The sequence below is a fragment of the Furfurilactobacillus curtus genome (genome assembly GCF_054657915.1).
This window is the reverse complement of sequence record NZ_BAAHXU010000001.1, coordinates 1,456,701-1,480,293: the sequence shown is the minus strand read 5'-3', so window position 1 is coordinate 1,480,293 and position 23,593 is coordinate 1,456,701. Positions and strand designations below refer to the sequence as shown.

Below are 23,593 nucleotides of genomic sequence, written 5' to 3'. Positions count from 1 at the left end.
CTTCAGCATCTTTGTGCTTTAATTCACTTATTGTAATTGACGGTGACTTGCCGTTCACACCCCACATCATACTGAGTGACCCCGACTATAGTCAAATGGTTGTGAAACAATTACTTTTATTTATAACTCACGACCTCAACAACGCTCTTACTCGGTTGTCGGCTCTTTTTTAACCACCATCACATTTGCCGTGGCTCGATTGACGACATACCCAGTAACTGACCCTAAGACAGCTTGACTGAAAGTATCTAATCCAGTTGCCCCAATCACAATCAGATCAATTTGATGTGCTTGTGGATAATCAATCGCAATCGTTTTTTTAACGTTGCCTTGAACCAAATGATTTTCCACATTGCTGACGCCTTTTTCTGATAACTGAACGACCTTGGCCTCTAGATAACGTTTACCTTCCATAATCATATTGTTATCAAACCCTTTAACGGCTTCACTCACGTCGACTGCAGCTGATGCGAATGCCGGATTGTAGACCCGGATTAAGTGCAGGCGGCTGTCAAATTGCTGGGCGATGTCGACAGCGACTGCCAATGCTTGTTCAGAATTTTCGGAGCCATCCAAAGGAACTAAAATTTGTTGTGGTTTAAAAGTCATCATCGTTTCCTCCAATCATCTTTGTATCCGTTTCCACCATCAATATACTTGATTTTCCAAATGGATACCAAATCTTCCATTCGTTGAGTTAGTTTTAACTAAATATACGATAGTGGAAGCAATTTTAAATAAAAGGTGAGGACGATTTTACGATGGATTTTTCACCTTACTTGGCGTTTCATAGTCAATCCAATGCCAAAAACACAGATCTAGTTATTCACAGTGCTTTACCGGTAAATGAACATTTCAAAATCTCAGCCTTGGATGTCATTCCAGGCGCACCAGAAGTTCAACCTGGACAAACTAACTGTCTCAATGAGCCTTAGCTTTAATGCTATCGAAGCAGCCAACGAACGATTCAGTCAGTTCGCAACGCGCGGCCACGTCATCATTGTTTTCACGATCAAAGAATGCGGTGGCTCATTCGGAGTTGTCGAAGATCAGTTCGATGTTCGCTGGAATATTGGTACCTAAAAAAACCACCGCAGCGATAAAAATGCGACGGTGGTTTTTAAAACATCTAATTGCATGACTAATACAGTTCGCTTACTTGTTTTTGAACAAATTCATGATTTAAAAATTCGTCATAATTTGTTTCGGCGCGCTCAACAATTCCTCGGTCACTGACTTCAATTAAATGATCGGCGATTGTTGAAATAAATTCATGGTCATGGGAAGTGAACACCACCGCACCTTTGAAAGCAATGAGACTGTCATTCAAGGCGGTAATGGATTCCAAATCTAAATGGTTAGTGGGATCGTCCATCAACAGAACATTGGCTCGGCTCAACATCATTTTTGATAGCATTGCCCGAACCTTTTCGCCACCAGACAGGACATTAACTTCCCGCAATACATCTTCGCCAGAGAATAACATTTTGCCTAGGAAACCGCGAAGAAAGGTATTGTCATCCTCACCCTTTGGCGCATATTGACGCAACCAATCTAAAATTGTTAGATGGCTGTCTGCAAATTCACTATTGATGTCCTTGGGCAAATACGTCCTTGTGGTTGTCTGTCCCCAGGTCACCGTCCCCGTATCCGGCAATATTTCCCCGGAAATAATCTGCATCAATGTCGTCGTAGCCAAATCTGAACGACTTAGTAGCGCCGTTTTTTCATTTGGACGAAGGGTAAACGTAATTTGATCGAGAACTTTCACCCCGTCGATAGTCTTTGACACGCCATCCACTCGAAGCAAATCATTACCAATCTCCCGGTCTGGCGTAAATTGGATAAAGGGATATTTTCGCGACGACGGTTTGAGATCGTCTAGTGTAATCTTATCAAGTTGCTTCTTCCGCGAAGTTGCCTGTTTAGACTTCGAAGCATTTGCACTGAAGCGAGCAATGAAATCTTGTAATTCTTTAATCTGCTCTTCTTTTTTCTGGTTGGCGCTATTTCGCAGCTTCGTTGCTAAGGCGCTACTTTCCATCCAAAAATCGTAGTTTCCAACGAACAACGTAATTTTGCCAAAATCCACATCACACATGTGTGTGCATACTTGATTTAAAAAGTGTCGGTCATGCGAAACCACGATCACCGTATTCTGATAGTCTGCTAAAAAGTTTTCTAACCAACCGATCGACTGAACATCCAGACCATTTGTTGGTTCGTCTAACAATAGAATATCAGGATTACCGAATAGCGCTTGGCCTAGGAGCACCTTAACCTTCTGTGATTCAGTCAGTTCGCTCATTTTTTGTTGATGCATGGCCTCGTTAATCCCGAGTGCCTGCAGCAACTGATTAGCCTCGACCTCCGCATTCCATCCATCCAATTCAGCAAACTCTGCTTCTAATTCTGCCGCCTGCATCCCATCCTCATCGCTAAAATCAGCTTTCGCATACAACGCATCTTTTTCGCTCATGATCTCATATAACCGTTGGTGACCACGAATAACGGTGTTCATCACCGTTTCATCCTCAAATGCAAAATGGTTTTGGTTTAAACTGCTCATTCGTTCATTAGGCCCAAGGCTGACGGTCCCGGTTGTTGGCTTGAGCTCACCTTCAATTATCTTTAGGAAGGTGGATTTTCCGGCACCGTTTGCCCCAATCACACCATAACAATTGCCAGGGGTGAATTTTAAATTAATATCACTATAGAGTTTATGGGTACCAAACTGCATACTGACGTCGTTAACTGTTAACATAACTACCTCGTCTCTTTACTAAAAACCAGCCGCGCCTAAACCACTGCACGGTTGGTTTTCTAACTGATGTTCACTTGTCGTCTTAGCCTATCATACTTTTGGCTTTACGTCACCAGCATGGCCGAGAGCGAAGCATGGTTAACCTCAGCTTCATTAAGCTTCATCAGTCGCGTCGCTTTGGCGGTGATAGAATGCCATTACGCTTCTAGCTATGGGTTGCGCAATAAAGCCTTCGACAATAAATGCAATTGTGAAATTACGCGGCCAGATTTGAAAGAAGTGATTAATCGGGGCCATCGTGATCTGTCGTGTTCCAATCCATGTACCGAGAACGGTTAGGACTAGTGACATCAAGAATACTTGGCACATAGCCCGAATTAGCATCGTCGCCTTAAATGATGTGCCAGGTTCCAAAATCAAATTTGCCAGCTGCCCACTCGGTTTATCTGTTAAGAAGACTAAGGCAATGACAAATAGCCACAATAGTGGAATTTGTTGGAGGACTCCCAACCAATGGCTCATTGAAAATCCAATCTCTAGTCCGGTGATGAGTGGTGCGATGATATTTACCGATAGAACTGAAATCACTAACATAAATAAGACTGTTTCTTTAAAACTGTGTGGTAACCGTTGTTGAAATTCCAAAATACAGACCTCATTCTTTAAATTTTAAGCAAAAAAATTCAGCACAAGGAGAGAGAAATCCTTGTGCTGAACCATTATACGCACGCTTATTAGGGTTTAAATGTACCATAATTTTGCGAGCCTTCGCTAGTGAAAATTTAATTTTTAGCAGACCGCGTTAACTATTGCTGGTTGGCTGTTTGGACGATCGAGGTAAGGTAATTGTTGGTGTCAACTAGGGTTGCTCCAGACACAACATCCGTTTTTTTACCTTTGCTGTCGTTGACCGTGTTGGTTAAATCACTCGCTGTTTTACCCGCAGCAAATTGATCGATCGCCTTAATTGACTTCATCCGTGATTGCGTTGATTTAGCTTCTTTCTTCATCAGTGCCGAGTAGCCCTTATCATTGGCTTGCTTGGAAATAAGCATCTGACCACTCTTGTAACCTTCTTTACCAAACTTCGCGTTACTATTCGGTACACCAGTAAAGTCTTTGCTGCCCTTTTTAACGAATTGGAATTCGTCAATGCTCGTTGCGGCAATCTTGTCGCCACTCATCGCCACAGTAGTGACAGCAAATGCCTGTTTTCCATGCGGCGCCGTGTCCATTTGCTTCAAAACAACATTATCATCATCTACCGTGGTCCCTTTAGTGGTGTACCCCTTCTTGGCCGCATTAGCAATTGCTTTAACATAGCCATTCGTGCTGGCCAGTGTGGCCCCTGAGATTACTTTCTTTTGCATGGCTTTATTTTTCTTGGTAGCACTTAGCAACTGACTAGCCGTTTTGCCTTTAACATAATTTTCAATGGCTGTCATTGAATCAGCGCGAGACTTGGTCGCTTTAGCGTTCTTCTTCATCAGATCAGAATAGGCCGCATCGTTAGCATTCTTTGAAATTAACATTTGCCCACTCTTATAATCCTTGCCGAAGTCGCTATTACTATTCGGCACACCGGTAAAACCTTTACTACCTTTCTTCACAAACTGAAATTCATCAATTTTGGCGGCTAAAATTTTATTGCCTTTCATAGCCACCGTCGTCACAGCAAATGATTCATTGTTATGTGGCGATCCGTCAAGTTGTTTTAAGACAACCTGCTCGCTATCGTCCGCATTAGCTCCCGTCGTTGGAATCAAAAACAGAGAACTACCCATTGTTACCGCCGCTGCTAAAGTTGCCACTTTCATACCTAGCTTTGCCATAATGAAATCCCCCCATTTGTGAAAACAATTTCAAATTTAATACGAGTTCATTTTATCATCACAAATTTGTTTTTCCTAGTCTTTTTGTAAGCGCTTACTAAAATGAAGTCAGCGACTGCGCATCATAGTTGCACCATGCCACCAGCTTGACAGCTTAGTTGCATATAAATTACTAGTAATTTATTATTAAAATGTCCCATAACCCACCAAGCTACCTTGTTCCATTAAGGAGATTTTACGCATGACAGATTATTTTCAACAATTACGCCAATCGATTCATATTTTGAATCAAACACAAGATCAGTTCAAAGAACATTTCTGGCAAACTGCCATGAATGAATTTAAAGACCAATTACCAACGGCGACAATTACGGAGCTTGAACATTTGCACCTCAATCATTCAGAAATGCAACTGCTGGGTTATATTGACCAGGCCCCTGATCAAACACTGGCCTATCAGGTCTTAGTCACCCAGATTGATTTTTCTCAGGGTCTACTATCTAGATACATCAAACGTCTAGAGGCGGCAGGGCTAATTGACCGATTTCATCCGGCCGATAACCAAAAAGCCGTTTCAATCAGGATCACGGCGCGTGGTCACTTGATTGCACCGCTGCATACACGAATGCATGAAGCAGAACGACAACGTTACCAGACTGTTTTGGCTCAATTTGGTGAAGATCAACTTCAGATAGCGGTTGAGGTCCTATCAGCGATGGCTAACGTCAATCTATCCAGCGAAAGAGCTTAATTGCTTTCGTCGTCGAGTCACAATCTAAATGTTCGCATCTTACCGATTAATTCCCCATAATGGGGGTACTAAGCATTACAGGAGGTTCATGATGACGACAATTTATGATTTTAAAGAAACCGAATTAAGTGGCCAACCACTTAAACTTTCAGCCTATCGTGGCAATGTCGTTTTAATCGTGAATACAGCAAGCAAATGTGGGCTAGCTCCGCAACTAAAAGGTTTGGAAAAGCTATACCAAAATTATCAAGACCAGGGATTAGTCGTACTCGGTCTCCCTTCAAATCAATTTCATCAAGAGCTAGCGAACGATTCTGACATCAACGATTTTTGCCAAGTACACTATGGGGTCACGTTTCCAATGACCCAAAAGATCCAAGTCAATGGTGAGCAAACTGATCCTTTATTCGTTTATTTAAAGCAGGCTTCTGGTCATGGTCGAATCAAATGGAACTACACAAAATTTCTAATTGGTCGAGATGGTCACCTCATTAAACGCTTTGCTCCGACCACGACACCAGAAAATATCGAAGACAGTATTATCAACGCATTAGAAACCAACAAATAAAGCGATTCCCTCTTTGAGGAAATCGCTTTATTTGTCGACTAGTCATGAAGACTAATTCATTGCAATTGGGAACTGTTCCGCAGCCCGTTGGTCGACCGGCGTCACTCGTTGACGTAAAATCGTTTGCCACTGCGTATTTGGCAAGGTGCTGATATCATTTAAATAGAGTTCTCGATGGGCACCTTCTGTATTATCGATTGCAAATGGACTCTCCGCAACAAAAGCCTTTAATTGTTGCACGGTGGCTGCGTCAGTCAGACCAACATGACCAATTTGTGCCTCGAGACCTTCCTCAAACCGACCATATTTAATCTGTCCCACCACTGGATCACTTTGGGCTAATTGACCAATAGCCTGTTCAACAGCCGTTGCCGGCATGAAGTTGGGGTGCTTCATCAACATCTGATAGTCTCTATGAGGTTCGCCAATGTTGCCTACCCAGCTAACATTTAGCGGATAATGAACATAGTTACGGAAATCATTAATTTCGATGTGATGTTGTGGTGCCTCTGTTAAGTACTGACCTAGTGCTAACATCGCTTTAGCTTGCGTCATGAACGTTTCACTATGCTCATCACCAGTTCCTGATAACATAATATAATTTCGTTCGCCCAATTGAACGACTGAGCCTTGGGTGACATCGTGAGTATATTCTTCGGTTTCCATCTTTGACCAATCAAATAAAAACGCCATGTTGCCATCTCCTCACACTCTTGATGAGGCAAATGTAACACATGGCGTTTTATTAACGTTGAAATAGTCCTTATAACATTCATCATCTTGTAAGTGTTTCACGTGAAACACGCTCAAACAAAACTTCCGGTGGTGATGCTGTGAACCAATGCAGCCTCGGCACAAGCGAGTTAGTCTTTAGTCTCGTTCTCTGCTGCTAAATCTTTAGGATCAATTGACTTCAAGCGATCCGCTAAGTCAAACATTGCCGTACGAGAGCTAACATAGGTTTGATCATCAAACCCCAGCAAACTCTGACAATCAGTAACTTGTGAATAAACTTCATCACGCTTTGATTTAGCCATTGGTGTTAGGCGGACGATCACTTGCCGTTCGTCAATCTTTGAACGGGTCCGTTTTACCCAACCGTTTTGTTCCAACCGCCGTAATAGTGGCGTTAAAGTACCACTATCAAGGTTCAAGCGGGAACCAATTTCATTCACCGTGAGCTTATCATGTTCCCACAAAGCGCAGAGCGCGATGTACTGGGGAAAGGTTAAATTATACGGTTTTAACGTTTCAATATAAAAGTGGTTGAATAATTTATTTGCGTTATAAACTGCCACGCAGAGTTGTTCATCAATTAAGCGTGGCTTGACTTCTGGATTCGATGCCATTTTCGTGCCTCCATATTTACTTGAGTACAATTTACTGAGTACTACTGTAATAGCTATACGTTAGCACATTCATCCACTAAAAAGCCAGTCTTCTGACTAATCTGAAATGGTTCTAAGGAACAAGTTGTAAAATTCCGTCACGCGTTGTTATTAAAGGGTTTTCAGACCGAACAAAAGTAAACAGATCCCCTCAATTCCAACCTTAAATGTCAAAAAAAGGGACCCCAATCGGCTGACAGCGCTTACCGACTTATGCTCCCTCTTAATTCGTTATTTAATGTACGTATACTTGTAGTTCCACTGAGTTCCTGCCGTATTATGAATGATACCATGCACATCCTTTTGCTGAAGATAAGCATAATTGGCTTGATACAGTGGGGTAAAACTCTGTACTTCATTGAGTCGTTGACTTGCACTCACTAAATCTTGCCAACGTCGTTCTGGAGTATTCGCATCAGCTCCTTCCGCTCGACTAATGAGCTCGTCGTACGTTTTATCCGACCATTTACCATAGTTATAAGCCGTGTTACTTTGGGGAATTTGGAGGAAGGTGATGGGATCATTAAAATCGCCACCCCAACTGGATAGACTTATGTCAAAATCACCTTTTTGCCCTTGTTGGTTTGCGGCTTTTCCTGGAATAGATCGGATATTTAGCGTGAAGTTTGGTAACGTTTTTTCTAACTGACTCTTTAAGTATTGGGTCACCACGGTGCTCGATGCATCGTCATCAGCAGCGAGGAGGGTCAAATGGACTTGCTTCTCACCAATTTCTTTCAATCCAGCTGCAAACTTTCTTCTAGCCAGGCTCGGATTATAAGTCACTGTGTCCGGGACTGCTTGTTCATCAGCAAAGTCTCGCCCATTTTTCGGATCATGAGCTAATCCTCCCGGGACAAAACCAGTTGGTACCCGTGACCCGTCACCTAAGACCTTCTCCGTCAATTGTGGTCGGTTAATGGCTAACGCAACAGCTTGACGAATATTTTGATTATTCGTGACTTTATTATTAGTTTCATCCGGGTCATGAAAATTCCACTTCAAATAGTTGATTAAGGAGTATGGGTACTCTTTGAATAATGAACTGTTCTGATAATTCTTGACCTGTTGATTCGACAACAACGTTAAACTCAGCTTCTTTTGTTGAAAAATTTCAACACCAGTGGTCGGATTGCCCAGCACCTGATAGGTAATCTTATGTAGCTTAACAACTTTTTTATCCCAGTATTGATCGTTTTTAACAAACTGCCAGTGATTACCAGTACCGTTCCAGTTAACCAGTTTAAATGGCCCGCTATAAACCATGTACTGTGCCTTGGTCGCGTACTTTTTACCATATTTATCAATAACCCGTTGATTCTGCGGCGCAAATAGCGGATATGCCATCAACAATTTGAAATATGCGATCGGTCGGTCAAGTTGCACAACCACGGTTCGAGAATTTGGCGCGCTAATGCCCAGCTTTTTGGTGAGAGGCGCCCTTGATTAACGGCAGTAGCATTTTTTATCCCATTAAACAAATAAGCATATTGTGATTTTGTCGCCGGTGTTAAGGTTCGCCGCCATGAATAAACGAAATCTTTTGCTATTAAAGCATCCCCATTACTCCACTTCAAACCAGGACGCAGGTGAAATGTGTACGTTTTACCATCCGAACTTACTTGAACCGATTTTGCTAATCCTGGTGTGAGTTTCCCTTGTTTGCCTAATCGATAGAAACTTTCGTAAATATTTCCAGTTTGACCGTAACCTGTCGCCTTCGCTAAATCAATCGTGTCTAATGGTGCCTGTGCCGACAATCGCAAGGTTTGCTGATCACTAGCGCTAGTCTTCTTTTGACCACAGGCGGCTAACACAATCGTCAATAAACCGAGGCTGGTTACTATCAAAAGCATACGTGTCTTAAATGACTGCCTTTTCATCTTATTTTCCCCTCTAAACGTTCTTGAAATTCAAGTGTGGGCGCTAGTCATTAAAATGAAGACAACAAAAAAACGGCCTTTGCCCACACGCGGGCAAAAGCCGTTACACAATTTTTCACTGAATTTGCCGATGAAAGTCATTTAATCATCGTTAATCATTGAAAAATTCCATCGTGTTAACAGGCCTGTTTTGCCGCGATTAGTATCGTTTGGCTTGATAGACGGGTGTAACAACAACAGAATTGTGACAATGACATCATGATTAAACACTCCTTTCAAAAATTAAACCGCTTTAAAATTAATATGTGCATAGCGTACCCGATTACTCATTATTCGTCAATTAAATTTTCATCTGGCATTTCAACGTAAATTGCTTGACCTACACTAAGTTAATAATCCCCATAATGACTGGTACCACGATAATAAATAGTGTTGAAGTCGCAACGACAATGTTAGTCGCAAATTTAACGTCACTGTGATAAGTATTAGCTAGAATAGGCAATACTGCCAATGCGGGCGTTGCAGATTGAATAATCAAAGTCTTTTGAAATACGCCGACCATTGGAACTCCGGCATGTAACCCAACAAAGATGATGAGCGCCATAATAATTGGTGATAACACGAACCGACCAAGTAGCGTCAAAATAACATGACCATCAAATGACATATTTTTCAAACCAAAATTACGCAACATAATGCCGATGTAGATCAAGGATAGTGGTGTCACCAGTCCACCAATGGCTGTTAATGTAGTAGTAATAAAACTTGGTAAACTAGTCGCCGCTTGTGGCCAGAAAAAGATAAATGGCAACGCGACGATGAAGCCCCATAGTGGCACCGGCAATAAGTGATGCCAATCAAATTGGGCTTTTTCACCACTAGTGGTTGGATCATCAGCGGCGATAATCCACACCCCAACAGTCCAGATTACGACCGTATTCACAATATAATAAACCAAAAGGTACGGTACCGAGGGTTGACCGAATAAGGCCACATTCAAGGGTAATCCAATAAAGACCGTATTTGCCCCGTTCATCGCCGTCATCATTAAACCCCGTCGTCCCTTGGGTACTCGGAATAACCGCGTTAAGAACCAAGCCAATAAATAGCCAATGACAACCGCTAAAATAACGTAGAGCAAGCCAGTGGAAAGTGTGGCCAATTGTGCCGGTTTAAAACGTTCAAGCATCGCCATAAAGATGGAAGCCGGTAACCCGATGTTCATAATTATCTTTGATAACGCACCAGAAAACTTGTCATCAAACCAGCCACGTCCTTGCGCCCAATAACCGACCGCAATCATTAATACAATTGATAAAACACTCTGAATCGACGTCCAAAATACTGCCATTTTTAATCACTTTCGTTTCTATATAAATTTTGTCGGCCTTGTGAGTTCACAATTACTTGACTTGAACATGCTAACACGAAAACGCTTTAAATACTTCAAATCAAGCTCCCTATTTTTTAAAAAATAAAAGAAGCAATTTGATAAACATCAATTTTTCCATAATAGCTTTAACAACTAGCAAACTTTAGCAGGTCAATGTTTAAGATGGCTCACTAAACGGCGATTTTGTGAAAAATGTTAATTATGTATGAAAGCGCTTTTATAAAAGTCAGGCGACTGTAACGGTTCATATACATTGATACAGCAGACTTTGTGAATGTTCAAAAACACTATTGATAATTGTAAGTATTGAAGTTATAGTTTACTTGTGAATGAGTTAGTTAGTGTTCGCACAATTTTGGAAAGAAGGTTCTTCAGTTATGGCTGAACGCAGTTATGATTTTTTGATGCCAAGTGTCAACTTCTTTGGCCCTGGCGTGATTAGTAAGATTGGTGAACGTGCCAAGATGTTGGGTATGAAAAAGCCCGTTGTGGTTACCGATAAATTTCTGGAAGGTTTAAAAGATGGCGCCGTTGAACAAACACTGACCTCCTTGAAAGCCGCTGGTGTTGACTACATTATTTATAACGGCGTTGAACCTAATCCAAAGATTCGCAATATTCAGGAAGTGAAGAAGTTATACGAAGAATCAGGTGCCGACTCTATTATTACGGTCGGTGGTGGCTCTGCTCACGATACAGGTAAAGGTGCCGGAATTATCTTAACGAACGGTGACGACATCACTAAGTTAGCTGGTATCGAAACACTCGATAACGCGTTGCCACCACTGATTGCTGTCAATACGACGGCTGGCACTGGTTCAGAATTGACGCGTCACGCGGTGATCACTAATGAAGAAACACACTTGAAGTTCGTTGTTGTTTCTTGGCGGAACATTCCATTGGTTTCTTTCAACGATCCAAGTTTGATGTTGGACGTGCCAAAAGGCTTAACAGCTGCCACGGGAATGGATGCTTTCGTACAAGCAATCGAGCCATATGTTTCAGTAGATCACAACCCGATCACGGACTCACAATGTATTGAAGCGATCAAGTTGATTGAAACTTCCTTACGTGAAGCTGTTGCTAACGGTCATAACCTTGAGGCTCGGACCAAGATGGTTGAAGCAGAAATGCTCGCCGGTATGGCCTTCAATAATGCCAACCTAGGTTACGTTCATGCCATGGCGCACCAACTCGGTGGTCAATACGACGCGCCGCATGGTGTCTGCTGTGCCCTATTATTGCCATATGTTGAACAATACAACATCATCGCTGACCCAGAGCGGTTTGCTGAATTAGCTGAAATTATGGGTGAAAACACAGAAGGTCTGTCCACTCGTGACGCCGCTGAATTATCCATCAAAGCCATGAAGCAAATGTCACAAGATGTTGGTATTCCAAAGTCGATCAAAGAAATCGGTGCTAAGCCTGAAGACTTTGAATTGATGGCTGAAAATGCTTTGAAAGACGGTAACGCCTTCTCCAACCCTCGTAAAGGGACCAAAGAAGACATTATCAAGATCTTCCAAGCTGCTTATGATGCAGAATAAGGCTTGAAACCCAAAAATCACTCAAAAGATCGGCTCATGCAATTTTGCAGGGCCGATCTTTTTGAATCTAAGAACATATCAGGTAGAAAATCAGTTCAAAACAAACTACTACTGCCGATTGCAGTTGGCCAATTTGTGGTCGTTAATTAAGTGCCGATGGTCCTGAAGAGCCACAAAAATCCGCTAAGCACCTCGTTCAAGAGGTCTGCTTAGCGGATTTTTGCTTGTCGCTGATTCATTTACACATTACCACAGATACTCAACCGGATTCTTAATCAGCCGGTTATAAACATCACGAACGATGGCCATCTGTTCATCCGTTAATGCTGGTACATCCGATGCGCTAACATTACGCGCAATTTGGCCTGGGTTGGAAGCACCGGGAATCACGGTTGTTACCGCATCGAACATCAGAATCCACCGCAATGCCGTTTGAGCTAACTGCTCCGTCCCCAAACGTTGCTTGAGCTCATTGGCAGCTTTAACGCCAGTCAGATAATCGACACCAGAGAATGTTTCACCCTTATCAAAGGCGGATCCATCGCGATTATAGGAACGATGATCTTCAGCACCAAATTTCGTTTCGGCCGAATATTTCCCGGACAATAATCCAGAGGCCAGTGGCACCCGGGCTAAAATACCAACATTTTTAGCTTGTGCTAACTTGAAGAATAAATTTGCCGGCTTTAATCGAAACATGTTGAAAATAATTTCAACAGTCGAGATGTCATAATCTAATGCTTTGATCGCTTCTTCAGTCTTCTCGACACTGACACCATAATTGCGGATTTTACCGATTTTTTTGAGACGATCCAGTTCGAACCAAACCTCCGGATTGTAATAGACTGCTGTCGGCGGACAGTGCAGCAACACATTATCGAGGGCGTCTACCTGCATGTTTTGTAAACTTGCATCGACGAAGGCATCAATATTGGCCGGTGTATAGCCAGCTGCCACATGGGGGTCAAGCTTACGGCCAATTTTGGTTGAAACGTACACTTTGTCCGTCTTCCCCTTTAAAAAGGTCCCAATGGCCTTTTCACTAAGTCCCTCTTGATAAATATCCGCCGTATCAAAAAAATTAACCCCGGCATCATAAGCCGCCGCTAGCGTTGCTTGGGCATCCTGTTCATCAAAAGGGGCGCCCCACTTACCGCCCAGTTGCCACGTACCTAACGAAACATCACTAATTTTAAATCCTGTCTTTCCTAATGTACGATATTTCATCAAAAGCTCCTTTTATAATTCCTGCTTCTATCGTTAATGCTATGTCTCAAAAGTAATCTCGTCTTTATTGGTAACCTTGTCCATCCTAACAAGTTAATTTATTACCAACAAGTACGCACTTTGAGGTAACTATGAACTGTTAAAGCAACCCGACTTGTGTTTTATGAATAAGTTTAATAATATTAATATATAAGAAATGGAGACTATTATGGGTAAAATCAAAAAATTCATCCTGGCATTGGTCTGGATTATCGCAATTCTGGAACTAATTCTCTTCTTGGCTCAAAACGCAACTTTTATTCCGGTTGCCACCACCTTCTTCATGGCAACTTGTGTCACAATTCTTTTTAAGACTTCCGGTTCAGTTTAATATCAGGACCTGAAGATATTTTAAATGATCTAGTATAAATTCCATTTTATCCCTTGAGCAATTAAGGCTGTTGTGCCTGTATTAGCTCAAGGGATTTTTATCGAAACGTGAGTGATGCAATCTCGCTCCTTAAGTTAAGCTATTAAGTTGCCTAATCTAGGATTTCGATATGATCACCCCGTTACTGATTGGCTGAGTATTCAAGAACTATCCGAAAATCTATCAGCTCGCCATGAATCGCTTAATTTAAAACACTTTAAATAATGGTCCTAAATGGCAACCATCAGAAATGAATTAACATTAAGGCCTAGATCTTTTAATGTTTCCAACGTTATGCCAAATCAAAAGACATCTATTTTCGTCTTAGATCCGGTTAACTTTAATGAAATGATCTTCAAAAAGATGATTGACACCCTCTATATTAACAATTATAGTATGAAGCGTCTTTTATACTATAATTGTTAATATGAATTGAGGCGTTTTAGAATGAAACAAACCAATTGGCTACTCCTTTTAACCATGTGTATCGGTACATTCCTATGTATGTTAGATACAACAGTAATGAATATCGCTTTACCGGCCATTCAAAACCATATGAATGTGCCACTCAGTCAGTTATCTTGGGCTCTTAATATTTACACCATTACTTTTGCAGCGCTTACCATCCCCTTAGCTCGGGCTGCAGATTTATTAGGTCGCAACAAAGTTTATCTAGGTGGTTTAATTATTTTTGCTATAGGTTCTTTTGTTTCAGGACAAGCGGATGTACCTAGGATGCTCATTATTGGTCGAGGCGTTCAAAGCGTCGGCGCGGCAATTATCTTTCCAACAAGTATGACAATTGCGATCGCGACTACCCCACAAGCACAACGCCGCTTGGCACTATTATCGGTCGGTTTAACTCAAGGATTAGCTGCTACATTAGGTCCCACGATTGGTGGCATAGTAACTCAATTTCTCGGCTGGCGCTGGGTATTTTACGTCAATTTACCATTAGTTGCCCTAGCTTTAATTGGTGTTCTAATTCAACTACCGATTCAAAAAGAACCACGGATCAATGCAAAGGTTGATTATGGTGGCATGCTATTGCTCATCATTACTTTATTGTCACTGACAATGGCTTTAACCCAAGGTCCAACTTGGGGTTGGTCTAGCAAAACTGTCATTAGCTTATTTGTCTTAACAATCGGATGCTTAATTAGCTTTATTTTCGTTGAACATCATGTCACATCACCCATGATTCGATTAGATCTGTTTAAAGATCGACAATTTTCTGGCGCCGCAGTGACCGTCATTCTCGCTGGTTTAATCATGGTAGCCGTTATGGTGGTTATGCCAACCTTCTTTACTCAAGTACAGGGCAAGTCGGAGCTAACTGCAGCGTTATTGATCACCCCCGCATCGTTGGCCATCTTTATAGTTTCACCAATTTCGGGAACTTTGGTCGAAACTCTTGGGCCAAGAATCATCATTTTGCTAGGTTTCGTTAGCATGTCAATTAGTTATAGCGTTTTAGGGTTTATGGACCCAGATCATTATTGGCAAACATTTATCGGTTTAGCTTGTTTAGGTATTGGCTACGGGTTAGTTATTGGCCCGATTACCGTCTTAGCAGCCTCAGATTTTGAGGGCGAAAAACTAACTGCTTCGCAAAGTGTGATGGGTGTCTTACGACAAATTGGGAATATTTTAGCGGTGGCAATTTTTATCTCACTACTAACGAGTAATATTAGTAACGCGAAGACAGCCGCTTGGTATCAAGTCCAGACTACTGTGGGTAAAACCAGTTTGCCAAGCACCGTGAAGACAGCAATTTTAACGACAGCACATTCACGAATTTCTAGTGACCATGTAAAAACGACTCGTCAACATGGTAGTGGTATTACACCTGCACAAACACAGCACTTAATTCAAAAGGAAACTCAGCTTGCTTGGAATAAAGACAAAGTAAATCAGTTGCCAAGCCAACTTCAACCAACGGTTAAGCAAAAGATTAGTCGTACTGTCACCAGTCAGGTTAAGGCAACTGTCGCCCACGATAACGGGCAAGTTAATCAAACAACGCACCAGATTACTACTTTAACTAAATCACATATAACAACTGCTTTTTTAAAACTCTATCAATGGTTCCTTCCATTAACGCTTTTGTCCGTACCAGTTTGCTTACTCTTTTATCGCCGTCGAAATTACCTTAGATTGTTACACCGATCTCACAACGCCGCCGATTGAATTTTTGTGCTAAACTAAATCCAATCAATTGAGGAGTAATTTCAACATGAAAAGTCGTCAAATTGTTTTAGGTATGCTCAACCGGCACCCTATGACTGGTTATGACATTACCCAACTATTCAAGACTAGCTTTGCATTTTTCTTCGATAGTTCAGCTGGTATGGTTTACCCGGTTCTACGTGGTCTTGAAAAAGAAGACAAGGTTACTAAAGCAGTCATCGAACAAACTGGGAAACCTGATAAAAAAGTTTTCTCAATTACCCAAACAGGTCGAGCCGAATTTCAGGCTTATTTAACTTCACCTGTCGAACCCGACATCCGTAAGTCAGATTTTTTAGCACGACTCATGTTCGGTGATAATCTCACTGATTCCCAGCTGGTCAAGTTAGTAGAACAAGAAATAAAACGTGAAAAGGTTGAAAATCAGCAACTACAAGATCGTTTAGCGGAATACTTGCCCAGTAATTATGAATTATCAACTGGCGAGCAGTTTGCTTACGAATATGGTCTTCATGCTAATCAAGCAAAAATTGATTTTTGTACTGATTGGTTAGCAAGGCATACCGATAAATAAGGTAAAATCCACTAAATCACAAAAGCAATCCTAGTCAGCTGATAACCCCCAGTCGGCCAGGATTGCTTTTGTGATTATCCTTTTCTTTTGAGGGCTTGTTTCACATGAAACATTTCGCTCACATTGCCTTTAGCCCAAAACTCCGCGACTCCAATACCGTCAACAATGCTGCCACTGTGTCTAAAGCCGTGAATAGCGGGACCGCATTTTCGATTGCGGCTTGGCGAATTTGTTGACCATCCAATTGCGTGCGTTGACTAGGCTGAGTGGTATTAATCACCATTTGTAAATCGCCGTGGTGTAAAGCAGTCACGGGATTATCTGTCGAGTCAGCTACTTTACCGAGGCACTGGATCGTTAGCCCAGCGTCGGTGAGTGCCTGGGCAGTTCCCGCAGTGGCGACCAGTTCGTACCCCAACTCGTTAAAACGTTGCGCTAATTCAATCGCCGCCGGTTTATCCGGATCCGCCACTGTAAATAAAATCTTACCCATCGTTGGAATATGAATTTTTGCCGCTTCAAAGGCTTTATACAAAGCTTTGTCAAAAGTGGTATCCGCCCCCATAACTTCACCAGTTGATTTCATTTCTGGTCCCAATAATGAATCAACCGCTGGCAGCTTCGTGAATGAGAAAACCGGCGCTTTCACAAATACTTGTTTTGCTTCGGGTAATACCCCCGTCGTAAAGCCCATTTCTGCTAACCGTTCACCCATCATCACTCGCGTTGCTAACTGAGCAATCGGAGTGTGCGTGACTTTAGAGATAAACGGTACGGTTCTCGATGCCCGAGGATTCACTTCGATGACGTAAGCGCAATTTTGGTGAATCACAAACTGAACATTCATCACCCCACGAATGTGTAACGCTTTAGCTAGTGCAATAGCAGCATCTGCCATCGCCACTTGCACTACTGGACTCAACTGTTGTGCTGGGTAAACAGCCATCGAGTCGCCCGAATGTACACCAGCTCGCTCAATGTGTTCCATAATACCAGGAATAACGACCGTTTCACCGTCAGCTAGCACGTCTAGTTCCGCTTCTGAGCCGGTCAGATACGAGTCAATTAAGACCGGGTGATCCCGAGACACCTTGACTGCCCGGCCCATGTAATCCGTGAGTTCATTGGCATTTGTGACAATTTCCATGGCGCGACCACCAAGCACATATGACGGACGGACTAAGACGGGATACCTGATCTGAGCGGCGGCTTGCAGTGCCCCCGTCACCGTGGTCGCTGTTTGCCCCAATGGTTGCGGCAAGGCCAGTTGCTTAATCACTTGGTCGAAGTCTTCCCGATCTTCTGCTCGATTTAAATCGGTAACGCTAGTGCCCAAGATATTAACCCCCTGCTCGGCTAGCGGCGCCGCAAGATTAATGGCTGTCTGTCCGCCAAACTGAACAATTACACCCACCGGTCGTTCCAAATCAATCACATTTAGCACATCTTCAACCGTCAGGGGCTCAAAGTAAAGCTTATCTGAGACAGAAAAATCCGTTGAAACTGTTTCTGGATTGGAGTTCATGACAATTGCTTCATAACCAGCGGCTTGTAAAGCTTTGACCGCATGGACGGTCGCATAGTCAAACTCCACCCCCTGGCCAATCCGAATTGGACCTGAACCGAGCACTAATACGGAGGGTTTGGTAGAAACATTTGCTTCATTGATTTGCTCATAAGTCCCATAATAATACGGCGTTTGTGAAACAAATTCGCCAGCAGCTGTATCAACCATCTTATAAACTGGTTTAATACCTGCTGACAATCGTTGTTGGCGCACCGCCAAAGCTGTCTTCTGCCACAAACGAGCAATACTGTTGTCAGAGACGCCATTTTGTTTAGCCTCTTTTAGGATGGTTAAATCATTGGGATGTTGCTGCAATGCGATTTCTAAATCGATCAAGTGGGCTAACTTATCCAAGAAAAAGACATCAATACCCGTTTGCTCATGCAACGTTTCAATCGTTTGACCGCGTCGTAATAATTCCAATAATTGGAATAAACGATCATCGCGCGCCGGCATCAGACCTTGCAATAAATCATCGCTGCTAACTGAAACATAATCAGGAGTCGCGCCTAATTCTAATGAGCGAATTGCTTTATTCAGTGCCTCTTCTAGATTCCGCCCAATGGCCATCACTTCGCCAGTTGCCTTCATCTGGGTGCCAAGATGTCGGTCCGCTGTTGGAAATTTATCAAACGGCCAACGAGGGATTTTAACTACGACGTAATCCAACGCCGGTTCAAACGCAGCCGTCGTACTACCAGTTACTGGATTAGTTACTTCGGCTAGTGTCAGCCCAACAGCGATTTTAGCCGCCATCTTAGCAATCGGGTACCCAGTGGCCTTCGAAGCTAGGGCCGACGAGCGAGAAACCCGTGGATTCACTTCAATGATATCGTAGTGAAAACTATTGGGATCCAACGCCATTTGAATATTGACACCACCTTCGATGTTTAACGCACGGATAATCTTCAAAGCGGCATCACGCATCATTTGATAATCACGGTCAGATAATGTTTGGACTGGAGCGACGACCAGCGAATCACCGGTATGAATGCCCACCGGATCGATATTTTCCATTGAGGCAACAATCAACGCCGTATCTTGTGCATCGCGCATCACTTCAAACTCGATTTCTTTAAAACCGGCGATTGAACGCTCAATTAACACCTGTGTCACTGGCGATAAACTCAACCCATTAGTCGTAATTTCGCGTAATTGTGCTTCCGTCTGGGCAATTCCGCCACCTGTACCACCCAAGGTGTAAGCAGGTCGCACAATCACCGGATAGCCGATTTCGTTAGCAAAATGCACCGCCGCTGCAACAGTCGTCGCAATCGTTGATTCTGGGACAGGTTCACCCAATTTTTTCATCAAAGCCTTAAATTGTTCCCGATCTTCTGCTGCTTCAATTGCTGACAACGGTGTGCCTAATAATTCGATGTTTAATTCTGCTAAAATTCCGGATTCTGACAGCTCTTTGGCTAAATTCAAGCCCGTCTGCCCACCGAGTGTGGGTAAAATCGCATCAGGGCGTTCACGTCGTAAAATACGCGTTAAAAATTCAGCCGTTAATGGTTCGATGTACACTCGATCAGCGACCTCCTGATCAGTCATAATTGTCGCTGGATTAGAATTAACTAATACCACCTCGTAACCTTCCTCACGTAAGGCCATGGTCGCCTGCGTGCCGGAATAGTCGAATTCTGCCGCTTGACCAATCACAATTGGACCGGAACCGATGACGAGAATTTTGTGCAAGTCTGTCCGTTTAGGCATGTAATTGCTCCTTTTCTGTGACTACGCTGGCAAGAAAGTCATCAAATAATGCGCTAGCATCGTGAGGACCAGGTGTGGCATCGGGATGAAATTGCACCGAGAACGCCGGTCGATTTTTTAATCGCAACCCTTCAATCGTGTGATCGTTAATCTCTTCATGTGTAACAACCAGATCAGTTCCAGCCAGTGACGCTTGCGCCACCGCATAACCATGATTTTGTGCCGTAAATGCCAGCTGTCCGTCAGTTAAACGTTTAACCGCATGATTGAAGCCACGATGCCCAAATTTCATTTTGTATGTCTTTGCACCATTGGCTAAGGCAAACAACTGATGACCTAAGCAAATGCCCATCAGTGGCAATTGGGCCTGCAGACGACGGATCAATGGCAGACTCGCTAACATTGAGGCAGGGTCGCCTGGCCCATTGGACAATAAAACGCCATCTGGCCTCTCAGCTAATACCTGTTCGGCTGTAACATCTGGTGGATAAACCGTTACTTTCACGCCACGACGAACAAGCGCATCTACAATAGATGCTTTCGCGCCAAAATCAATCACTGCAATCGTCAGATCAGTGGTTACTGTCGACTGATTTGGTGATAAAACTGGTTGGTGAGAGGCGACTTGATTCCTCGGTAAAGACAATGATTGTAACTGGCTTTTAATCGCCGGTGTAACTTCATCTACCAACATGGCTTTCATACTGCCATGGTCCCGTAATTCTTTAGTTAAAGCCCGCGTATCAATATCTGTTAACCCTGGCAAACCATATTCCGCTGCCCAAGCTGGTAAAGTCGTTGACATGCGCCAATTACTAGGGCGGCGAGCAATTTCATGGACAATCACCGCACTAGCGCTCGGCGTAGGTGCCTCGTTATCCTCAGCGCAGATGCCATAATTGCCAATCAACGGATAGGTAAAGACCAATATCTGCCCAATATAGGACGGATCGGTGATTGATTCTTGATACCCAGTCATCCCAGTATTAAACACCAATTCACCGGCAACACTGGTCGTCGCCCCAAAAGCGGTTCCCGTATAAACTGACCCATTCTCCAAAATCAAATGCCGCCGCATCATGTCCTCCTAATCTGCTCGATAAACGAGCTGTCCATCGACAATAGTTGCCACTGTCATGCCGTAAACTTTTTCGCCAATAAAAGGTGTATTCACACTTTTAGACGCGAACTCATCTGCTTGAATGGTGTGGGCATGTTCTAAATCAAATAGGGCCAAATCAGCTTTTTGTCCCACCCTAATCGTTGTCGGTGCCGATAACTTAAAAGCCTTTGCTGGTGCTTGATTTAACCAACGTTGGACTTGAGCTAATGTTGCAATGCCGGGACGCACCAAATGGGTATATAGCAACGGAAAGCACGTTTCTAATCCAGTGATGCCAAATGCTGCCGACACCATATCGCCTGCTTTATCCGCCACCGTATGGGGAGCATGATCTGTCGCTACCATGTCGATGGTGCCATCCAATAATCCCGCCACTACGGCTGCGCGATCAGTTGGCGTGCGTAATGGCGGATTCATTTTCAAGTTCACATCTTTTCGAGTGTGAATCGCAGTCGTGTCTAGTAGCAAATGATGTGGTGTCACTTCCGCAGTGACGTGAACCCCGTGTAGTTTAGCTAACCGCACGAGTTCAACGCCGTTCTTAGTTGACAAATGTGCCACGTGATAATGGGCACCAGTCGCTTGCGCTAACACCAAATCCCTAGCTAGTTGACTCGTTTCGGCCAAGGGGTCAATCCCAGCAACCTGCAATTGATCAGCAACGGATTGATCAACGACGCCATGGCCCATTAAGTCGTTATCTTCAAGATGAGCTGATATCACACGATTAGCTTTCACTGCTGCTTTCATAGCTGCTAACATCGTGGCTGCAGATTGAACACCTTTACCATCATTTGAAAAGGCGACCGCACCAGTCTGCGCTAGGCCAACCAAATCGTTAATGGACTGATCGGTTAGTTCAGCCGAAACCGCTGCGTATTGTTCAATGTGAACCAGCCCTTTTTCATGATTGTGAATTACCATCTCGTGGAGTGTCGCTGCCGTATTTGGTACTGGCTGCACATTGGGCATTGCTAACACCGTCGTAAAACCGCCGCGTGCCGCTGCCTTAGAACCAGTGGTAATGGTTTCCTTGTCCGTTTGTCCTGGGTCACGGAAATGGACATGAACATCAACCAAACCAGGCATAATCAGTGCCCCACGTGCATCGATAACTTCGACTCCAGATACTGCCAGTGACGAACCAATAGCCGCGATCTGTTCATCTTCAATTAAGACATCGATTAATTGCTCTGGCTGTTCGACCATCTGAGCATGCTTAATTAGTAGTCGTGTCATGTTAATCCTCCATCAGCATTGTTAGCATGGCCATTCGTGCAAAGACACCGTTTGTCATCTGTTTAAAAATACGTGATTTGGGGGCTTCAACTAAGTCACTAGTCATTTCAACGCCGCGATTAACGGGAGCGGGATGCATGATGATCGCTCGATCCTTTAAACGATCATAACGAGCAGTTGTTAACCCAAATTGACGATGATAATCCGCCTGATCAAAGTGCTCGTTGCTTAAGGTCGTCATCCGTTCATGTTGCACCCGCAATAGCATGACAATATCGACATCAGCTAACCGATCATCCAGGTCAACAAACTGCCCAAATTGGTCGAAGTCGCTGGTGTACCATGCTAACGGGCCACTGAAGGTGACACTTGCGCCAAGCCGTTGCAAGATCTCCGCATTGGAACGAGCAACTCGCGAATGCGCTAAGTCACCGACAATTCGCACCTTAAGTCCTCGAATATGCCCGAATTCTTGTTGAATCGTCATCAAATCCAGCAGGCTTTGCGAGGGATGTTGACCGGAACCATCGCCGGCGTTGATTAGTTTCGGCAACAATGGAGACTGTTCCACCAGCAACGGTTGGTACCACTCTGTCTGAGCATGACGGATAACGGCCACTTCAACACCAATGGCTCCCAAAGTCTTCAGCGTGTCCGAAAAGCTTTCCCCTTTTGCCGTTGAACTAGTTGCTGGATTGACTAAGATACGCTGCCAGCCTAAACGAAGTTCTGCCATCTGAAAGCTGGTTTGTGTTCGCGTGGAATTTTCGAAAAATAAGTTTGCTACATAATGTGGTTCCCGTGGAACTGGACAGGCCCCTGTCTGATAATCCAAAGCGAGTTGAATTAATCGAGTTAGTTGCTCATCTGTTAAGTCATTGAGATTTGTTAAGTGATCCATCCTCGCACTCCTTTTGACCAAAATCAGTGCCACAATAAAATGCCTTCAGAAAATTCCGAGAATTCTCTAAAGGCATTTGCTTTAACAATTAAGTTCAGTTGAACGGTCTCAACATTTTTGCTGGACCAATCCCTCTGCGCATGCGCCTTTTAAGTCTCTCGGACTTAATTAAAGGTCAATTTGATTGAAGTAAGTGTATCACTTAGTTGACAGAAAACAAGCCATTTTTAACAATTAATCATCAAAAAGCGAACTCCAACGAACATTATTTTTAAATGAGCTGGAAAATGTATATAAATACGAATTATATCTTAAATATAAAACCTTTAATTCGTGTTTATCATCCAACCACCCCTTAACGTCTCCGTCATCCGAGACTTTACGCGGTCGAGTAACCAATAAGCCCGGTTCAATTTACTTCCACCAACTCATTAAAGCGGTAAACTCAGCATAAATGAGGAGGTGTTAAAGATTAAAATTGGCGTCAGCCTGAACGGGCACTATCAAAGCACACAGTT

General features: G+C 43.3%; 19 protein-coding genes and 1 pseudogene. 7 read left to right on the top strand and 13 right to left on the bottom strand.

What is annotated here, in order from left to right:
• Positions 1-147: 147 nt before the first annotated feature.
• Positions 148-612 carry a universal stress protein gene (locus ACYQ0Y_RS06965; RefSeq protein WP_407882728.1) on the bottom strand — a complete coding sequence of 155 codons (465 nt, stop codon included), beginning with the start codon at positions 610-612 and terminating at the stop codon, positions 148-150.
• Positions 613-761: 149 nt separating this feature from the next.
• On the opposite strand from ACYQ0Y_RS06965, the gene ACYQ0Y_RS06960 reads away from it, so the two are divergent.
• A complete protein-coding gene (locus ACYQ0Y_RS06960) occupies positions 762-935 on the top strand; it encodes a hypothetical protein (RefSeq protein ID WP_407882726.1) in 174 nt (57 codons plus the stop codon).
• Between the two features lie 206 nt (positions 936-1,141).
• Here ACYQ0Y_RS06960 and ACYQ0Y_RS06955 read toward each other — a convergent pair whose 3' ends face one another.
• The 3 genes from ACYQ0Y_RS06955 to ACYQ0Y_RS06945 form a co-directional block, all read right to left on the bottom strand.
• On the bottom strand, positions 1,142-2,764 hold the full coding sequence (locus ACYQ0Y_RS06955) for an ABC-F family ATP-binding cassette domain-containing protein (RefSeq protein ID WP_407882724.1): 1,623 nt from the start codon (positions 2,762-2,764) through the stop codon (positions 1,142-1,144).
• A 153-nt stretch (positions 2,765-2,917) separates the two neighbouring features.
• A complete protein-coding gene (locus ACYQ0Y_RS06950; protein ID WP_407882722.1) occupies positions 2,918-3,409 on the bottom strand; it encodes a DUF2798 domain-containing protein in 492 nt (163 codons plus the stop codon).
• A gap of 161 nt (positions 3,410-3,570) precedes the next feature.
• Positions 3,571-4,596: a hypothetical protein gene (locus ACYQ0Y_RS06945; RefSeq protein ID WP_407882720.1), complete on the bottom strand. Its 1,026-nt coding sequence runs from the start codon at positions 4,594-4,596 to the stop codon at positions 3,571-3,573.
• Between the two features lie 241 nt (positions 4,597-4,837).
• Here ACYQ0Y_RS06945 and ACYQ0Y_RS06940 point away from each other — a divergent pair, with 241 nt between their 5' ends.
• Together ACYQ0Y_RS06940 and ACYQ0Y_RS06935 are read left to right on the top strand one after the other, a co-directional pair.
• On the top strand, positions 4,838-5,347 hold the full coding sequence (locus ACYQ0Y_RS06940; protein ID WP_407882718.1) for a MarR family winged helix-turn-helix transcriptional regulator: 510 nt from the start codon (positions 4,838-4,840) through the stop codon (positions 5,345-5,347).
• A 91-nt stretch (positions 5,348-5,438) separates the two neighbouring features.
• Entirely contained in the window at positions 5,439-5,915 is a 477-nt protein-coding gene (locus ACYQ0Y_RS06935; protein WP_407882716.1) for a glutathione peroxidase, read from the top strand.
• A gap of 51 nt (positions 5,916-5,966) precedes the next feature.
• Here ACYQ0Y_RS06935 and ACYQ0Y_RS06930 read toward each other — a convergent pair whose 3' ends face one another.
• The 4 genes and pseudogenes from ACYQ0Y_RS06930 to ACYQ0Y_RS06915 all read right to left on the bottom strand — a co-directional run bounded on the left by ACYQ0Y_RS06930 (position 5,967) and on the right by ACYQ0Y_RS06915 (position 10,537).
• Positions 5,967-6,608: a hypothetical protein gene (locus ACYQ0Y_RS06930; RefSeq protein ID WP_407882714.1), complete on the bottom strand. Its 642-nt coding sequence runs from the start codon at positions 6,606-6,608 to the stop codon at positions 5,967-5,969.
• A gap of 170 nt (positions 6,609-6,778) precedes the next feature.
• Positions 6,779-7,264 (bottom strand): MarR family winged helix-turn-helix transcriptional regulator, encoded by a 486-nt coding sequence (locus tag ACYQ0Y_RS06925; protein ID WP_407882713.1) that lies wholly within the window; start codon positions 7,262-7,264, stop codon positions 6,779-6,781.
• 270 nt (positions 7,265-7,534) lie between these two features.
• Positions 7,535-9,186 (bottom strand): annotated as a pseudogene (locus tag ACYQ0Y_RS06920) (peptide ABC transporter substrate-binding protein).
• A 379-nt stretch (positions 9,187-9,565) separates the two neighbouring features.
• Positions 9,566-10,537 carry an AEC family transporter gene (locus tag ACYQ0Y_RS06915; protein WP_407882711.1) on the bottom strand — a complete coding sequence of 324 codons (972 nt, stop codon included), beginning with the start codon at positions 10,535-10,537 and terminating at the stop codon, positions 9,566-9,568.
• Between the two features lie 419 nt (positions 10,538-10,956).
• On the opposite strand from ACYQ0Y_RS06915, the gene ACYQ0Y_RS06910 reads away from it, so the two are divergent.
• The gene (locus tag ACYQ0Y_RS06910) at positions 10,957-12,129 is read left to right on the top strand and encodes an iron-containing alcohol dehydrogenase (protein ID WP_407882709.1); all 1,173 of its coding nucleotides are present in this window, start codon (positions 10,957-10,959) and stop codon (positions 12,127-12,129) included.
• Positions 12,130-12,375: 246 nt separating this feature from the next.
• On the opposite strand, the gene ACYQ0Y_RS06905 is transcribed toward ACYQ0Y_RS06910, so the two are convergent.
• The gene (locus ACYQ0Y_RS06905; RefSeq protein WP_407882707.1) at positions 12,376-13,356 is read right to left on the bottom strand and encodes an aldo/keto reductase; all 981 of its coding nucleotides are present in this window, start codon (positions 13,354-13,356) and stop codon (positions 12,376-12,378) included.
• A gap of 208 nt (positions 13,357-13,564) precedes the next feature.
• On the opposite strand from ACYQ0Y_RS06905, the gene ACYQ0Y_RS06900 reads away from it, so the two are divergent.
• The 3 genes from ACYQ0Y_RS06900 (at position 13,565) to ACYQ0Y_RS06890 (ending at position 16,529) form a co-directional block, all read left to right on the top strand.
• On the top strand, positions 13,565-13,726 hold the full coding sequence (locus ACYQ0Y_RS06900; RefSeq protein WP_459935468.1) for a hypothetical protein: 162 nt from the start codon (positions 13,565-13,567) through the stop codon (positions 13,724-13,726).
• Between the two features lie 486 nt (positions 13,727-14,212).
• Positions 14,213-15,955 (top strand): MFS transporter, encoded by a 1,743-nt coding sequence (locus ACYQ0Y_RS06895; RefSeq protein WP_407882703.1) that lies wholly within the window; start codon positions 14,213-14,215, stop codon positions 15,953-15,955.
• A 46-nt stretch (positions 15,956-16,001) separates the two neighbouring features.
• A complete protein-coding gene (locus ACYQ0Y_RS06890; protein ID WP_407882701.1) occupies positions 16,002-16,529 on the top strand; it encodes a PadR family transcriptional regulator in 528 nt (175 codons plus the stop codon).
• A 118-nt stretch (positions 16,530-16,647) separates the two neighbouring features.
• On the opposite strand, the gene carB is transcribed toward ACYQ0Y_RS06890, so the two are convergent.
• From carB to ACYQ0Y_RS06870, 4 genes are read right to left on the bottom strand one after another with little or no spacing between them, the layout of a single operon-like run.
• Entirely contained in the window at positions 16,648-19,812 is a 3,165-nt protein-coding gene (gene carB, locus ACYQ0Y_RS06885; RefSeq protein WP_407882700.1) for a carbamoyl-phosphate synthase large subunit, read from the bottom strand.
• A complete protein-coding gene (locus ACYQ0Y_RS06880; protein ID WP_407882699.1) occupies positions 19,805-20,893 on the bottom strand; it encodes a carbamoyl phosphate synthase small subunit in 1,089 nt (362 codons plus the stop codon). Before ACYQ0Y_RS06880 ends, carB begins: the two co-directional genes overlap by 8 nt.
• A gap of 6 nt (positions 20,894-20,899) precedes the next feature.
• Entirely contained in the window at positions 20,900-22,174 is a 1,275-nt protein-coding gene (locus ACYQ0Y_RS06875) for a dihydroorotase (protein ID WP_407882698.1), read from the bottom strand.
• A 1-nt stretch (position 22,175) separates the two neighbouring features.
• Positions 22,176-23,075 (bottom strand): aspartate carbamoyltransferase catalytic subunit, encoded by a 900-nt coding sequence (locus tag ACYQ0Y_RS06870; RefSeq protein WP_407882697.1) that lies wholly within the window; start codon positions 23,073-23,075, stop codon positions 22,176-22,178.
• Between the last annotated feature and the right edge of the window lie 518 nt (positions 23,076-23,593).

Coding starts and splice junctions, on each gene's coding strand:
- ACYQ0Y_RS06895 (WP_407882703.1), top strand. CDS start 14,213: ATGAAACAAACCAATTGGCTACTCCTTTTAACCATGTGTATCGGTACA.
- ACYQ0Y_RS06900 (WP_459935468.1), top strand. CDS start 13,565: ATGGGTAAAATCAAAAAATTCATCCTGGCATTGGTCTGGATTATCGCA.
- ACYQ0Y_RS06905 (WP_407882707.1), bottom strand. CDS start 13,356: ATGAAATATCGTACATTAGGAAAGACAGGATTTAAAATTAGTGATGTT.
- ACYQ0Y_RS06965 (WP_407882728.1), bottom strand. CDS start 612: ATGATGACTTTTAAACCACAACAAATTTTAGTTCCTTTGGATGGCTCC.
- ACYQ0Y_RS06945 (WP_407882720.1), bottom strand. CDS start 4,596: ATGGCAAAGCTAGGTATGAAAGTGGCAACTTTAGCAGCGGCGGTAACA.
- ACYQ0Y_RS06935 (WP_407882716.1), top strand. CDS start 5,439: ATGACGACAATTTATGATTTTAAAGAAACCGAATTAAGTGGCCAACCA.
- ACYQ0Y_RS06925 (WP_407882713.1), bottom strand. CDS start 7,264: ATGGCATCGAATCCAGAAGTCAAGCCACGCTTAATTGATGAACAACTC.
- ACYQ0Y_RS06940 (WP_407882718.1), top strand. CDS start 4,838: ATGACAGATTATTTTCAACAATTACGCCAATCGATTCATATTTTGAAT.
- ACYQ0Y_RS06880 (WP_407882699.1), bottom strand. CDS start 20,893: ATGATGCGGCGGCATTTGATTTTGGAGAATGGGTCAGTTTATACGGGA.
- ACYQ0Y_RS06910 (WP_407882709.1), top strand. CDS start 10,957: ATGGCTGAACGCAGTTATGATTTTTTGATGCCAAGTGTCAACTTCTTT.
- ACYQ0Y_RS06955 (WP_407882724.1), bottom strand. CDS start 2,764: ATGTTAACAGTTAACGACGTCAGTATGCAGTTTGGTACCCATAAACTC.
- carB (WP_407882700.1), bottom strand. CDS start 19,812: ATGCCTAAACGGACAGACTTGCACAAAATTCTCGTCATCGGTTCCGGT.
- ACYQ0Y_RS06915 (WP_407882711.1), bottom strand. CDS start 10,537: ATGGCAGTATTTTGGACGTCGATTCAGAGTGTTTTATCAATTGTATTA.
- ACYQ0Y_RS06930 (WP_407882714.1), bottom strand. CDS start 6,608: ATGGCGTTTTTATTTGATTGGTCAAAGATGGAAACCGAAGAATATACT.
- ACYQ0Y_RS06875 (WP_407882698.1), bottom strand. CDS start 22,174: ATGACACGACTACTAATTAAGCATGCTCAGATGGTCGAACAGCCAGAG.
- ACYQ0Y_RS06890 (WP_407882701.1), top strand. CDS start 16,002: ATGAAAAGTCGTCAAATTGTTTTAGGTATGCTCAACCGGCACCCTATG.
- ACYQ0Y_RS06870 (WP_407882697.1), bottom strand. CDS start 23,075: ATGGATCACTTAACAAATCTCAATGACTTAACAGATGAGCAACTAACT.
- ACYQ0Y_RS06960 (WP_407882726.1), top strand. CDS start 762: ATGGATTTTTCACCTTACTTGGCGTTTCATAGTCAATCCAATGCCAAA.